Source organism: Sphingomonas fuzhouensis (assembly GCF_034659795.1).
GTDB lineage: Bacteria > Pseudomonadota > Alphaproteobacteria > Sphingomonadales > Sphingomonadaceae > Sphingomonas > Sphingomonas fuzhouensis.
In genome coordinates this window covers 54,293-66,885 of sequence record NZ_JAXSQY010000003.1, presented here as the reverse complement: position 1 = coordinate 66,885, position 12,593 = coordinate 54,293, and the positions used below count along the sequence as shown (strand labels likewise).

14 protein-coding genes are annotated in these 12,593 nt (G+C 65.9%); 5 read left to right on the top strand and 9 right to left on the bottom strand.

Annotated features, from left to right (window positions below):
• Positions 1-76: 76 nt before the first annotated feature.
• Together glpX and U1H82_RS08445 are read left to right on the top strand one after the other, a co-directional pair.
• Positions 77-1,051: a class II fructose-bisphosphatase gene (gene glpX, locus U1H82_RS08450; protein WP_322964494.1), complete on the top strand. Its 975-nt coding sequence runs from the start codon at positions 77-79 to the stop codon at positions 1,049-1,051.
• On the top strand, positions 1,048-1,776 hold the full coding sequence (locus U1H82_RS08445; RefSeq protein WP_322964493.1) for a CPBP family intramembrane glutamic endopeptidase: 729 nt from the start codon (positions 1,048-1,050) through the stop codon (positions 1,774-1,776). Before glpX ends, U1H82_RS08445 begins: the two co-directional genes overlap by 4 nt.
• 185 nt (positions 1,777-1,961) lie before the next feature.
• Here the strand turns inward: U1H82_RS08445 and U1H82_RS08440 are convergent, their stop codons facing one another.
• The 4 genes from U1H82_RS08440 to U1H82_RS08425 are packed head-to-tail and all read right to left on the bottom strand — an operon-like array spanning position 1,962 to position 5,739.
• Positions 1,962-2,723 (bottom strand): ABC transporter permease, encoded by a 762-nt coding sequence (locus U1H82_RS08440; RefSeq protein WP_322964492.1) that lies wholly within the window; start codon positions 2,721-2,723, stop codon positions 1,962-1,964.
• A complete protein-coding gene (locus U1H82_RS08435) occupies positions 2,720-3,652 on the bottom strand; it encodes an ABC transporter ATP-binding protein (RefSeq protein ID WP_322964491.1) in 933 nt (310 codons plus the stop codon). Before U1H82_RS08435 ends, U1H82_RS08440 begins: the two co-directional genes overlap by 4 nt.
• 33 nt (positions 3,653-3,685) lie before the next feature.
• Positions 3,686-4,393 (bottom strand): DsbA family protein, encoded by a 708-nt coding sequence (locus tag U1H82_RS08430; RefSeq protein WP_322964490.1) that lies wholly within the window; start codon positions 4,391-4,393, stop codon positions 3,686-3,688.
• Complete coding sequence (locus U1H82_RS08425) at positions 4,393-5,739, bottom strand: M48 family metalloprotease (protein WP_322964489.1); 1,347 nt, start codon at positions 5,737-5,739, stop codon at positions 4,393-4,395. The genes U1H82_RS08430 and U1H82_RS08425 overlap by 1 nt, the downstream gene beginning before the upstream one ends.
• A gap of 119 nt (positions 5,740-5,858) precedes the next feature.
• Here U1H82_RS08425 and U1H82_RS08420 point away from each other — a divergent pair, with 119 nt between their 5' ends.
• Positions 5,859-6,308 carry a hypothetical protein gene (locus tag U1H82_RS08420; protein WP_322964488.1) on the top strand — a complete coding sequence of 150 codons (450 nt, stop codon included), beginning with the start codon at positions 5,859-5,861 and terminating at the stop codon, positions 6,306-6,308.
• Positions 6,309-6,471: 163 nt separating this feature from the next.
• Here the strand turns inward: U1H82_RS08420 and U1H82_RS08415 are convergent, their stop codons facing one another.
• The 5 genes from U1H82_RS08415 to U1H82_RS08395 form a co-directional block, all read right to left on the bottom strand.
• A complete protein-coding gene (locus U1H82_RS08415) occupies positions 6,472-7,359 on the bottom strand; it encodes an LOG family protein (RefSeq protein WP_322964487.1) in 888 nt (295 codons plus the stop codon).
• A gap of 33 nt (positions 7,360-7,392) precedes the next feature.
• Positions 7,393-8,055, bottom strand: coding sequence for an extensin family protein (locus U1H82_RS08410; RefSeq protein WP_322964486.1), 663 nt, complete (start codon positions 8,053-8,055; stop codon positions 7,393-7,395).
• A gap of 42 nt (positions 8,056-8,097) precedes the next feature.
• Positions 8,098-8,319: a helix-turn-helix domain-containing protein gene (locus U1H82_RS08405; protein ID WP_058751526.1), complete on the bottom strand. Its 222-nt coding sequence runs from the start codon at positions 8,317-8,319 to the stop codon at positions 8,098-8,100.
• Positions 8,319-8,825, bottom strand: a complete 507-nt coding sequence (locus tag U1H82_RS08400; protein WP_322964485.1) for a DUF2975 domain-containing protein — start codon at positions 8,823-8,825, stop codon at positions 8,319-8,321. Before U1H82_RS08400 ends, U1H82_RS08405 begins: the two co-directional genes overlap by 1 nt.
• Before the next feature lie 101 nt (positions 8,826-8,926).
• On the bottom strand, positions 8,927-9,412 hold the full coding sequence (locus tag U1H82_RS08395) for a DUF4328 domain-containing protein (protein WP_322964484.1): 486 nt from the start codon (positions 9,410-9,412) through the stop codon (positions 8,927-8,929).
• 144 nt (positions 9,413-9,556) lie between these two features.
• Here U1H82_RS08395 and U1H82_RS08390 point away from each other — a divergent pair, with 144 nt between their 5' ends.
• Positions 9,557-10,711, top strand: a complete 1,155-nt coding sequence (locus U1H82_RS08390; protein ID WP_322964483.1) for a phosphoserine transaminase — start codon at positions 9,557-9,559, stop codon at positions 10,709-10,711.
• A 151-nt stretch (positions 10,712-10,862) separates the two neighbouring features.
• Entirely contained in the window at positions 10,863-12,440 is a 1,578-nt protein-coding gene (serA, locus tag U1H82_RS08385) for a phosphoglycerate dehydrogenase (protein WP_322964482.1), read from the top strand.
• Positions 12,441-12,593 lie beyond the last annotated feature (153 nt).

Here is a 12,593-nt window from a genome sequence, read left to right as displayed (position 1 = left end):
ATGCCTTGGCCACCGGGCAGGATAAGGGGCCGTAAAACATGTTCAACATGGCCGCCCGCGAGCGGCAGGAGAGTTTATGAGCCAGACCGCCCTTCAGACCGCCAGCCATGTGCTGGACCGCGTCCTCGTCCTCGAAATGGTGCGCGTGACCGAGGCGGCGGCGATCGCCGCCTCGACATTGGTCGGGCGCGGGGACGAGAAGGCGGCGGACGCGGCGGCGGTCGAGGCGATGCGCGCCGCGCTCAACGAACTCGACATGGATGGCACCGTGGTCATCGGTGAGGGCGAGCGCGACGAGGCCCCGATGCTGTTCATCGGCGAGAAGGTCGGCACCGGCAACGGCCCCGAAATCGATATCGCGCTCGATCCGCTGGAGGGCACGACCATCTGCGCCAAGGCGGGGCCGAACAGCCTGGCGGTGCTGGCGATCGCTGAGAAGGGCCATCTGCTCAACGCGCCCGACGTGTATATGGACAAGATCGCGGTCGGCCCCGGCTATCCGGCGGGCGTGATCGATCTCGACCGCAGCCCCAGCGACAATATCCGCGCCATTGCCGAGGCCAAGGGGGTGAAGCCTGGTGACATCGTGGTGTGCGTGCTCGACCGGCCGCGTCACGAGGGGCTGATCGCCGAGTTGCGGTCGCTGGGCTGCGGCGTGGTGCTGATCGGCGATGGCGACGTGGCGGGGGTGATTGCGACGACCGATCCCGACACGACGATCGACGTCTATATGGGCTCGGGCGGTGCGCCGGAGGGGGTGCTGGCCTGCGCCGCGCTGCGTTGCGTCGGCGGCCAGTTCAAGGGGCGGCTGCTGTTCCGCAACGATGCCGAGCGGACCCGCGCCCACAAATGGGGCGTGACCGACCTCGACAAGCAATATGACCTGACCGAGCTGGCGCAGGGCGACTGCATCTTTGCCGCAACCGGCGTGACCGACGGGTCGCTGCTGGCCGGGGTCAAGCGTCGGCCCAAGGTCATGACGACCGAGAGCGTGGTAATGCGCGCCTCGTCTGGCACGGTCCGCTGGGTGAAGGGGCAGCATCGCCTGTGATTCCGACGCCGATACTCAGCCTCCTCCTCCTTCTCGCCGCGCTGGCGGGTATCTGGTGGTTCCAGAAGGGGGATCTGGGCGAGTATCGGCGGTTCAAGGCGCTGAACGACAGTCATTCGCGGCGGATGCGGTTCCGGTTGTGGTTGGCCCGGTCGGCGCTGGCGTTCCTGTTGCCGGTGCTGGTCGGGCTGGGGCTGCTCGGGCGGTGGGACGCGTTGGCGGTACTGCCGGGCGAGTTTGCGGGCGTGGTCGGGCTGATGCCGCCGATCTTCGAAGATGCCGAGGCGCTGCAACCGATGCTGATCGGCGGTGCGATCGGCGGGCTGGTCGCGGGGGCGGTGCTGGCGCGGGTGCTCAAACGACGGACGCTGGGCGATGTCTCCGCGATCCTGCCGCGCGAGCGGCGCGAGCTGAAATATGCCGCCGCCCTGAGCGTCATGGCGGGGGTGACGGAGGAGGCGTTCTTCCGCCTCTATCTGCCGCTGCTGGTCGCGATGGTGACGGGTTGGGCGGGGATCGGCTTTGTCGCTTCGTTGATCCTGTTCGGCGCGATGCACCGCTATCAGGGTTGGGTCGGGGTGCTGGCCACCACCGCGCTGGGGGCGGTGATGACCGGGCTATATCTGATGACCGGCAGCCTATGGGTGGTGATGCTGGTCCATGTGCTGGTGGACCTGAACGGCTTGGTGGTGACGCCGGTGCTGGGCGGGGTAGGGCGGAAATAACTATTCCTCCCCTGCAAGGGGAGGGGGACCATGCGGAGCATGGTGGAGGGGAGTGGCAGGTCGAACCCGCCCCGCGGGTTCGAGGATTGCCGGGGGCAATCCGGCCTGCCACTCGCTATCGAGAGGCCGACACCCCTCCGTCAGGCCTACGGCCTGCCACCTCCCCTTGCAGGGGAGGAATTAGGTCAGTTCTTCAGCCGCCAGCCGGTGCGGAAGATCCAGCCGATCCATGCCAGGCATGCCAGCAGGAACAGCGCGGTCACGCCCAGGCTGACCTCCGGCGTCACGTCCGACGTGCCGAAGAAGGTCCAGCGGAAGCCGTTGATGAGGTACACGACCGGGTTGAACAGCGTCACCGTCCGCCACGGCTCCGGCAGGATCGTCACCGAGTAGAAGGCCCCGCCTAGAAAGGTCAGCGGGGTGACGATCAACAGCGGAATGACCTGCAACTGCTCGAACCCGCGCGCCCAGATGCCGATGGCGAAGCCGAACAGCGAGAAGGTCACCGCGACCAGCAACAGGTAGAAGAGCATCGCGACCGGATGCAGGATCGACAGATCGACGAACAGATAGGCGGTGGCCAAGATGACCAGCCCGATCACCATCGACTTGCTCGCCGCCGCGCCGACATAGCCCAGCACCGTCTCGATCGGTGACAGCGGCGCGGACAATATCTCGTACATCGTGCCGGTGAACTTCGGCATGTAGATGCCCAGGCTGGCGTTCAGGATGCTCTCCGAAAAGATCGACAGCAGCATCAGGCCCGGCACGATGAACGCGCCGTAGGGCACGCCCGAGACCTGGTTCATGGCAGAGCCAATCGCGGTGCCGAACACCACGAAATAGAGCGTCGTGGTGATGACCGGCACCATCAGGCTGGTCCACACCGTCCGCTGGAACCGCGCCATTTCGAAGTGATAGATCGACCAGATGCCATGCAGGTTCATGCGCGTGTCCCCTCGACCAGATCGACGAAGATATCCTCCAGCGAGGATTTGTAGGTTTCCAGATCGTTGAACCCGATGTCCATGTCGCCCAGCTTGCGCAGCAGCGACGGGATGCCGGTCCGCTCGGCGCGCGCGTCGAAGATGTAGCGCAGGCGCTTGCCCTCATCCTCCAGCGTCAACTGCCACTCGGCCAGCTCCGGTGGGATCGTCGCCATCGGCTCGGCCAGGGTCAGCACCATCTCGCGCTTGCCGAGCTTCTTCATCATCTCGGCCTTTTCCTCGACCAGGAGCAGCTTGCCTTTGGCGATCACGCCCACCCGGTCGGCCATTTCCTCGGCCTCCTCGATATAATGCGTGGTCAGGATGATGGTGACGCCGCGTTCCCGCAGACGATGGACCAGTTTCCACATGTCGCGGCGGAGTTCGACATCGACGCCCGCCGTGGGCTCGTCGAGGAAGAGGAGGTCGGGTTCGTGGCTTAGCGCCTTGGCGATCAGCACGCGGCGCTTCATGCCGCCCGACAGCTCCATCAGCTTGGCATGGCGCTTGTCCCAGAGCGACAGGTCGCGCAGCACCTGTTCGACATAGGCCGGGTCGGGCGCGCGGCCGAACAGGCCCCGGCTGAAATTGACCGTGTCGATGACCCGCTCGAACATGTCGACCGACAGTTCCTGTGGCACGAGCCCGATCTTGCGCCGTGCGCCCTTGTAATCGCGTAGCGCGTCATGCCCATCGACCCGGATGGTCCCGGCCGAGGGCGTGACGATGCCGCACACGATCGAGATCAGCGTCGTCTTGCCTGCGCCATTCGGCCCAAGCAGCGCGAAAATCTCGCCGCGCCGGATGCTCAGGTCGACCGGCTGGAGGGCGGTGACCCCGCCCTTATAGGTCTTGGTCACGCCCTCGACGGACAGGATCGGGTCGGTCATACGGCAGTCCCCCGTTGGAAGACCGCCGCTTTATCAACGGTTTCGCGCGGCGGCGATGGCCTTTTGCAATTCCTCGAGCGGTAGCGCGCCGGACAGGACCTGATTGCCGACGATCCAGCTGGGCGTGCCGGTCAGGCCCAGCCGCCCAGCGGCCTGCATGTTACGGGCGATCTCGGCATCCGCCTGGGGCTGGAAGGCGGCCATTTTGCTCATATCGACGCCCGCCTTGGCGGCGGCGGCGGCGATGGTCGCATCGCTGACCGGACCACCGGCATAGAGCGCATCGTGGAAGGCGGCGAACTTGCCCTGGGACGCCGCCAACAGGCTGGCCCGCGCCGCCGCCTTGCTCGACGGGGCCAGGATCGGCAGCTCGCGATAGACGATGCGTAAGTTAGGGTCGGCCTGGGTGAGTTGCTTCAGCAGCGGCAGGCTGGCCCGGCAATAGCCGCAATTATAGTCGTAAAACTCGACCAGCGTCACATCGCCCTTGGGGTTGCCGGTATAGGCATTGCCGAACGGCTTGGTCAGGCCGCCGCCGATCGCCGCCACCGCCTTGCCTTGTTCGCGGTCCTGCAGGCGCTGCATCGCTTCGGGGATCACTTCGGGATGGTCGAGCAGATAGGTGCGGACCGTGTCGCCCGACGCGGCATGGGGGGCGACGAGGGGGGCCAGCGCCATGGCGGTGCCGCCACCGACCAGACCACCCAGGACCGCGACGGCGGCCAGTGTCTTCAGGCCCATCAGCGGCGCTTCTTCTTGGAACTGGCGGCGGCGTCGGCAGAGGTCATGGCGATATCCTGCGCCCGAATCCATTCGGACGTATTGGGGGTGAGATTGGCCATCGCATAGCGGGCGCTCTGGATGGCGGTGCGGTTGTCGCCCATCATGCTCGCCCGCTCTGCGGTGGCGAGCGCGGCACGGGGTTCGTCGCCCATCTGTTCATAGGCGGTGCCCAGCTGGACCCAGGCAAAGGGATTGTCCTCGTCGCGCTGGACCGCGACCTTCAGCACCTTCACCGCCTCAGGCAGGTTGCGCTTGTCCTCGGTGGCGATCAGGGCATGGCCGAAGGTGGTGGCGATCAGGGCGTTCTGGCCCGACCCCATGGTCGCGGCGCGCAAGGGGGCCAGTGCCTCCTGCGGCTTGCCCGATTCGAGCAGGATCTGGCCCTGGATTTCCTCGAAATACGGGTCCTTGGGGTCCTTGGCGATCAGCGCGGCGGCCTCGGCCTCGGCTTTGTCGGGATAGCCGCTCTTATGATAGGCATAGGCGCGGGCGTAATGCGCATAGACCGACTGGTCGCTGTCGGGATATTTCTGAAGCGTCGTCTCGGGCGGCGAGACATAGCCGAACAGCTTGGCCTTCACCCGCAGGAACCGCTCCTGGAGTTTCGCGTCGATCGGCTTGTTCCAGGCGGGCGAGGCCTGGAGGTCGGCGGTCAGCGACTGGATACGCACCGACGACAGCGGATGGGTCTGCGCGAACGGATCGATATTGGTGTAGCCATAGCGATATTGCTGATTCTGCAATTTCTTGAAGAAGCTCAGCATGCCCTTGCCGGTGACGCCCGCCGTGGTGAGGTAGCGCGCGCCCGCCGCATCGGCGGCCGATTCCTGGTTGCGGCTGAAGGCGAGGACGTTGCTCATCGCCGCCTGCTGCCCGGCGGCCATCATGCCCATGCCCGCTGCGCCGCCACCGAGAACCGCGGTGGCAAGGCCCAGCACCATCGACAGCAGCTGCATCTTCATCGCGGGCTTCATCGCCTGCTCGCCCAGGATGACATGGCCGTCGGCGATATGGCCCAGTTCGTGCGCCACGACGCCCTGCACCTCGTTCACATTGTCCGCCGCCTGGATCAGGCCCGAATGGACATAGACGATCTGTCCGCCTGCGACGAAGGCGTTGATCGAATCGTCGTTGATCAGGACGATCTTCACGTCGCGGGGCGAAAGCCCGGCGGCCTTGATCATCGGCGCGGCCATGTCGGCGAACAGCGATTCGGTTTCCGCATCGCGCAGGATGGACTGCGCGGCGGCCGGTTGCGCCCAGACCAGGATCGTGACGGCGAAGGCGGCGATCAGACGCTTCATGCTTCCTCTATCGACGGGTCGGCTTCGGGACACAACCGGGTTCGCGGGTTGCTGGGCAGGAATGGCATGGATAGCCTCTGCCACCGAGCGGCTGAACGGCTGGCGAACGAAAGGGTGGCATGATGATGGTAACGACCGACGCCGGGCCGATGTCCCCGATACCCGCGCTTCCGGCTTGCGCAATTACGGGGGCAAAGCCCGTCACGGCGCGCATGGCGGACTTGCCGAAGCCGGTGCGGGATGCGCTGCTCGCTTCCGTCGGTCAGCCCATTGCCGAGGTGGGGGCGCCGTTCAACGCGTCGGATATCGTCCCGCCGAACGCGCCGCCGCGCGTGCGTTTTCTCCGAGCCTACCGGGTGCGCGACCTGTGGCTGGTCTGGGTCGAGCGGGGCGGGATCGGGCATGACTTCCGCCTGCTCGCCTTTCGCGATGCGGCCAAAGGGGCTAGCGTCGCCGTGCCGGTCCCGCGCGATGCCAGCCGTAACCTGTGCACCGCGTCACGGGCGATGGCTGACACCACATTTTCGCTTTCCTCCCCTGTAAGGGGAGGTGGCAGGCCGAAGGCCTGACGGAGGGGTGTCACGGTTGGCAAGTATAGGGTGACCTCGCGACCGGGGACACCCCTCCACCATGCTCCGCATGGTCCCCCTCCCCTTGCAGGGGAGGAATCAGCAAAAAGCCCGCCTTCTTGCGAAGACGGGCTTTGCAGAGCCAATCGCAAACCGACCGGCGTTACGCCTGCGCGGCGTCCTTGCGGGCGCGTTCCTCGTAGAAGTTGCGGACCACGTCCCATGCCTCTTCGGCGGTTTCGACATAGGTGAAGATGCCCAGGTCGCGCTCGGACACCACGCCTTCCTCGACCAGCGCCTCGAAATTGACGACGCGTTCCCAGAAGGCGCGGCCGAACAGCAGGACGGGGATGGGCTGGATCTTGCCCGTCTGGATCAGGGTCAGCAGCTCGAACAGCTCGTCGAACGTGCCGAAGCCGCCGGGGAACGCCGCCAGCGCGCGCGCGTGGAGCAGGAAGTGCATCTTGCGCAGCGCGAAATAGTGGAACTGGAGGCTCAGCGACGGCGTGACATAGGGATTGGGCGCCTGCTCGTGCGGCAGGACGATGTTCAGGCCCACCGACTCGGCACCGACATCCGCCGCGCCGCGATTGGCGGCTTCCATGATCGAAGGACCGCCGCCCGAGCAGACGACGAACTGGCGCATGCCGCGATCGTCACGGGGCAGGCGGCTGGTGATCTGGGCCAGCTCGCGCGCGATGTCGTAATATTTGCTCTTGGCGACCAGGTTCTCGGCGATCTTGCGCGATTTGTCGTCATGCGCCAGCGCCAGTAGCGCATCGGCCTTGGCGGGCTCGGGGATACGCGCCGAGCCGTAGAAGACGAAGGTCGAGGCGATCTTGGCCTCTTCGAGCAGCAACTGCGCCTTCAGCAGCTCCAGCTGGAAACGGACGGGGCGAAGGTCTTCGCGCAGCAGGAAGTCCATGTCCTGAAAGGCCAGCGTATAAGCGGGGCTTTCGGTCTGCGGCGTCGAGACGATCGTCTTGGCGCTCTCGGCGTCCTGGCTGGCATTGGGGAAGACGCGGTTCGGTACTTGGGTCTTATCGGTCATTTCGGATGATGTAGGGGATCGCCGGCCGGTGCGCTACCGGCAAAAATGCGCGGCATCATCCTCCAGATGCAGGTGGTTGCGGTGCGCCGCGTTATAGTCGGGGCTCAGCACCGTGCCGAACCGCTTGCATGCCGACGCGCGGATCACCGTCCAGAAGTGGCGGATCTGCGGATCGGTGGAATACCAGTCGTTCAGCAGCGTGATCCGCCGCCCGTCCTTCAATACGAAGCCGCCGACATCCACCGCATTGGCCAGCGCATGGCCCGAACGTCGGTCGCCGATCCGCTTGGTCCCGACGATGTTGCGGCAGGCATAGGTGCCCATCCCCTCGACCTTGGCCAGCGGTGAGCCGAGAATCTGCCACGCGGCGGGGGCAACGGCGTTGCGCACCCACCCGGCAAAGGCGCGTGCATTGCCGCATCGCATCGCGGTGACGCCGGTGACCGGCACGCCGATATCGGTCAGCTGCACCGCGCCGTAGAGACCACAGCCGGGCCCCAGTTCCTTGTCGGGCAGGCGGCGATAATCGACGCCCTCGCGCCGCAGATCGGCCTCGCACTGCGCCGTCTCGCGAATGGGCGGGCGATAGGGTTCGGGGCGCGAGGCCTGCTGGACGGGCCGGTCGGGACGACCGCAGGCGGAGAGCAGCGCGGCCCCCAGAATCGGAAAAGCGAGAAACAGGGGGACGCGAACCATATGTCCCCTTGTTCCTCGCCGCTTCGCTTTTGTCAGCCCCGATCAGCCATGCGGAGGCGTGTCTGCGACATGCTCCAATATGTCACCCGGCTGGCAATCGAGCGCAGTGCAGATCGCGTCCAGCGTGGTGAAGCGGATGGCGCGTGCCTTGCCGGTCTTCAGGATCGACAGATTGGCCAGCGTCAGGTCGACCCGCTCGGCCAGTTCGGTCAGCGACATGCGCCGGTCGAGCAACAGCCGGTCGAGATTGATGCGGATCGCCATCAGATCGTCCCTTCCGCATCCTCGCGCAGTCGCGCGCCCTCGCGAAAGACCTGGGCGAGCACCAGCGTCAGCAGGATCGCGAACACGCCGTCCACGCCCATCGACTTGATGATGTCCTGCGACTCGAAGGGCAGCAGCGGCGGCAAGACGAATTGCAGCAGATAGGCGACCGCGATGGTGCCCGCGATCCAGTTCAGTCGCTTGACATTGGCAATAGTGAAGGGCGCGCCCGCCGCGGTGCTGCGCAGCATCTGGATCAGGGGGAGCAGGGCGGCCCAGGCGAGGCCCAGCGCGATCAGCATGACCGCCAGCGCGGCGGCGACCACGCCGGGGGTCTTGGTGTCGATCGCCTGCGCATTGACATGCACCGCCCCCAGCGCGCCCGGCGAGATCGCATCGACGATCAGCACGCCGACCGACGCCAGGATGATGATCGTGACGAACGCCAGAATGGCGAGCAGAGCGGCGTACAGCAAGGTGCTGATATGACTGGCGAAGCGTGTCATCGTGTTCTGTCCTCCACATCGAATCAATATCGATATTCAATAATAGATCATCGATTATCGAGCAGGGCATATATTGAAATTCGATATGGTGGGGTGTCTGACTATGATGGGAGCGCTGCACCCTCCTCCTGCGACAGGAAGGCCTCTCCGGCGATACGTCGGCTTTGGTATGTCGCGATATCGATCAGCGGACGGGCAGTCAGCAGGGCGATCGAGACGTTGCGGCTCTCCCGAATCCCGTCGAATGGCTTCCACAAGGAGGCGACGGGCACGAAAAACCAGCCGACATTCCAACCCGGACCGATCGTCATGGCATCGCTCCACTGCTGCGCGTTGCGGTTGATGACATAGACCCAGCCGAAGAAGCCGATATGGCTGAGGATGGACAATAGGACGAGCAGCGGCTGTACGGGCAGCACGGCCTCACTTGCGCGAATCACCCGCTCGGGGGTGATGGGGACGCTGCCAAAGCCGCCCAAGATGCTGGTTTGCCAGACATCTATTCCGGCCTGACCAAGGCTGTTGAGCAACCACAAACAGCTGAGCGCGATGGTCCATTGCATCAAACGTCTGGGATTGCTGAGCATTCTGAAATTCCCCCTTCACGGCTTCGCCGGATGCAATATTGCGCCATCGCGATTGTGATTGTCATCTTCGATCGACATCGCTAGGGCCGTCGACGGGCCACGCGGTCCCAACGCCGCGCGTGCTCTCTGTGAGGAGAGTCTTAAATGACTGAAGTGAATACCGCCGACGCCACTCTTGCGCCCGCGAAGCCCGCCACCAAACCGGCGCGCCCCTATTTCTCCAGCGGTCCCTGCGCCAAGCCTCCCGGTTGGGACGCGGCCAAGCTCGCGACGGACAGCCTCGGCCGTTCGCATCGCTCGAAGCTGGGCAAGCAGCGGCTGCAATATTGCATCGACCTGATGCGCGAGCTGCTGAAGCTCCCCGACACCCACCGCATCGGCATCGTCCCCGGCTCCGACACCGGCGCATTCGAAATGGCGATGTGGACCATGCTGGGCGCCCGCCCCGTCACCACGCTCGCCTGGGAAAGCTTCGGCGAAGGCTGGGTGACCGATGCGGTCAAGCAGTTGAAGCTGGAGCCCACTGTCCTGCGTGCCGATTACGGCCAGATCGCGGACCTGAATGCGGTCGACTGGTCGAACGACGTGCTCTTCACCTGGAACGGCACCACCAGCGGCGTGCGCGTACCGAACGGCGACTGGATCGCCGACGACCGCGAGGGCCTGTCCTTCGCCGACGCGACCAGCGCGGTGTTCGCCTATGACCTGCCCTGGGACAAGATCGATGTCGCCACCTTCTCGTGGCAGAAGGTGCTGGGCGGCGAGGGCGCGCACGGCGTCCTGATCCTCGGCCCGCGCGCCGTCGAGCGTCTGGAGACCTACACCCCGGCCTGGCCACTGCCCAAGGTCTTCCGCCTGGTGTCGAAGGGCAAGCTGGCCGAGGGCGTGTTCAAGGGCGAGACGATCAACACCCCCTCGATGCTCGCCGTCGAGGACGCGATCTTCGCGCTCGAATGGGGCAAGGCTCTTGGCGGTGCGGATGCGCTTATCAAGCGTTCGGACGCCAATGCGGCGGCGCTGAACAGGATCGTCGAGGAGCGCGACTGGCTCGGCCATCTGGCGGCCGATCCGGCGATCCGCTCGACCACCAGCGTCTGCCTGACGGTCGAGGGCGCGGACGAGGCGGTCATCAAGAAGATGGCCGCGCTGCTCGAAGCCGAAGGCGCGGCCTATGACGTGGCGGGTTACCGCGACGCGCCCGCGGGCCTGCGCATCTGGTGCGGCGCCACGGTCGAAACCGCCGATATCGAGGCGCTCGGCCCCTGGCTCGACTGGGCCTACGCGACCGCCAAAGCCTGATTTCCTTAAGCCCTCTCTCCCTCGGGGAGAGGGTTGGGTGAGGGGCAGCGCTGGGCCAGGCGGCAAATTCGTCGCCAAGCCCCAACCCCTCACCCCGGCCCTCTCCCTAGTGGGGAGAGGGAGACATTCCCCTATTCCCGGAGCCATCCCCATGCCCAAAGTTCTCATCAGCGACAAAATGGACCCCAAGGCCGCCCAGATCTTCCGCGAGCGCGGGGTCGAGGTGGACGAGATCACCGGCAAGACGCCGGACGAACTGAAGGCGATCATCGGCCAATATGACGGCCTGGCGATCCGCAGTTCGACCAAGGTCACCAAGGACATCCTGGAGCACGCCACGAACCTGAAGGTCGTCGGCCGTGCCGGGATCGGCGTCGACAATGTCGACATCCCCGCCGCCAGCGCCAAGGGCGTGGTGGTGATGAACACGCCGTTCGGCAACTCGATCACCACCGCCGAACATGCCATCGCGCTGATGTTCGCGCTCGCCCGCCAGTTGCCCGAGGCCGATGCCTCGACGCAAGCCGGCAAGTGGGAGAAGAACCGCTTCATGGGCGTCGAGCTGACGTCCAAGACGCTGGGCCTGATCGGTGCGGGCAATATCGGCTCGATCGTGGCCGACCGTGCGCTCGGCCTGCGGATGAAGGTCGTCGCCTTCGACCCGTTCCTGACGCCCGAGCGCGCGCTGGAAATGGGCGTGGAGAAGGTGACGCTGGACGAGTTGCTCGCCCGCGCCGACTTCATCACGCTGCACACGCCGCTGACCGACCAGACCCGCAACATCCTGTCGGCCGAGGCGCTCGCCAAGACCAAGAAGGGCGTGCGTATCATCAACTGCGCGCGCGGCGGCCTGATCGACGAAGAGGCGCTGAAGGCGGGCTTGGATTCGGGTCATATCGGTGGCGCGGCGCTCGACGTGTTCAAGGTCGAACCGGCCAAGGAGAGCCCGCTGTTCGGCACGCCCAACTTCATCTCGACGCCGCACCTCGGCGCCTCGACCACCGAAGCGCAGGTCAATGTCGCCATCCAGGTCGCCGAGCAACTCGCTGATTTCCTCGTCTCGGGCGGCGTCACCAACGCGCTCAACATGCCGAGCCTCACCGCCGAGGAAGCGCCGAAGCTGAAGCCGTACATGGCGCTCGCTGAAAAGCTGGGCTCGCTGGTCGGCCAGCTCTCGCACGGCGCGGTGACGGGCATCGCGATCGAGGCGGAGGGCGCGGCCGCTGCGCTCAACCTTAAGCCGATCACGGGCGCGGTGCTGGCGGGCTTCATGCGCGTCCATTCGGACACGGTGAACATGGTCAACGCGCCCTTCCTCGCCAAGGAACGCGGCCTCGACGTGCGTGAAGTGCGCCATGACCGCGAGGGCGATTACCACACGCTGGTCCGCGTGACGGTGACGACGGCGGACGGCGAGCGTTCGGTCGCGGGCACGCTGTTCGGCGATCAGGCCCCGCGCCTGGTCGAGCTGTTCGGCATCAAGGTCGAGGCCGATCTCGCCGGGCCGATGCTCTATGTCGTCAACGAGGACGCGCCGGGCTTTATCGGGCGTCTCGGCACCACGCTGGGCGAGGCGGGTGTCAATATCGGCACCTTCCACCTTGGCCGCCGCTCGGCGGGCGGCGAGGCGGTGCTGCTGCTCTCGGTCGACGAGGCGGTGGACGCGGAGCTGCTGGCCAAGGTCAAGGCGCTGCCAGGCGTGAAGACCGCGATGGGGCTGGCGTTCTAAAGGCGCAAAAAGGCAAAGAGCCCTCTCCCCTCCGGGGAGAGGGTTGGGTGAGGGGCGGGGGCTGGGCAATGGCGCCTTGCCAAGCCCCGGGGGGCGCCCCCCCGCCCGCACCCCCCCGGGGGGGGGGGGGGGCGGGGGGGACAAAAAGGGGGG

Coding starts and splice junctions, on each gene's coding strand:
- glpX (WP_322964494.1), top strand. CDS start 77: ATGAGCCAGACCGCCCTTCAGACCGCCAGCCATGTGCTGGACCGCGTC.
- U1H82_RS08440 (WP_322964492.1), bottom strand. CDS start 2,723: ATGAACCTGCATGGCATCTGGTCGATCTATCACTTCGAAATGGCGCGG.
- U1H82_RS08435 (WP_322964491.1), bottom strand. CDS start 3,652: ATGACCGACCCGATCCTGTCCGTCGAGGGCGTGACCAAGACCTATAAG.
- U1H82_RS08430 (WP_322964490.1), bottom strand. CDS start 4,393: ATGGGCCTGAAGACACTGGCCGCCGTCGCGGTCCTGGGTGGTCTGGTC.
- U1H82_RS08425 (WP_322964489.1), bottom strand. CDS start 5,739: ATGAAGCGTCTGATCGCCGCCTTCGCCGTCACGATCCTGGTCTGGGCG.
- U1H82_RS08420 (WP_322964488.1), top strand. CDS start 5,859: ATGATGATGGTAACGACCGACGCCGGGCCGATGTCCCCGATACCCGCG.
- U1H82_RS08415 (WP_322964487.1), bottom strand. CDS start 7,359: ATGACCGATAAGACCCAAGTACCGAACCGCGTCTTCCCCAATGCCAGC.
- U1H82_RS08410 (WP_322964486.1), bottom strand. CDS start 8,055: ATGGTTCGCGTCCCCCTGTTTCTCGCTTTTCCGATTCTGGGGGCCGCG.
- U1H82_RS08405 (WP_058751526.1), bottom strand. CDS start 8,319: ATGGCGATCCGCATCAATCTCGACCGGCTGTTGCTCGACCGGCGCATG.
- U1H82_RS08400 (WP_322964485.1), bottom strand. CDS start 8,825: ATGACACGCTTCGCCAGTCATATCAGCACCTTGCTGTACGCCGCTCTG.
- U1H82_RS08395 (WP_322964484.1), bottom strand. CDS start 9,412: ATGCTCAGCAATCCCAGACGTTTGATGCAATGGACCATCGCGCTCAGC.
- U1H82_RS08390 (WP_322964483.1), top strand. CDS start 9,557: ATGACTGAAGTGAATACCGCCGACGCCACTCTTGCGCCCGCGAAGCCC.
- serA (WP_322964482.1), top strand. CDS start 10,863: ATGCCCAAAGTTCTCATCAGCGACAAAATGGACCCCAAGGCCGCCCAG.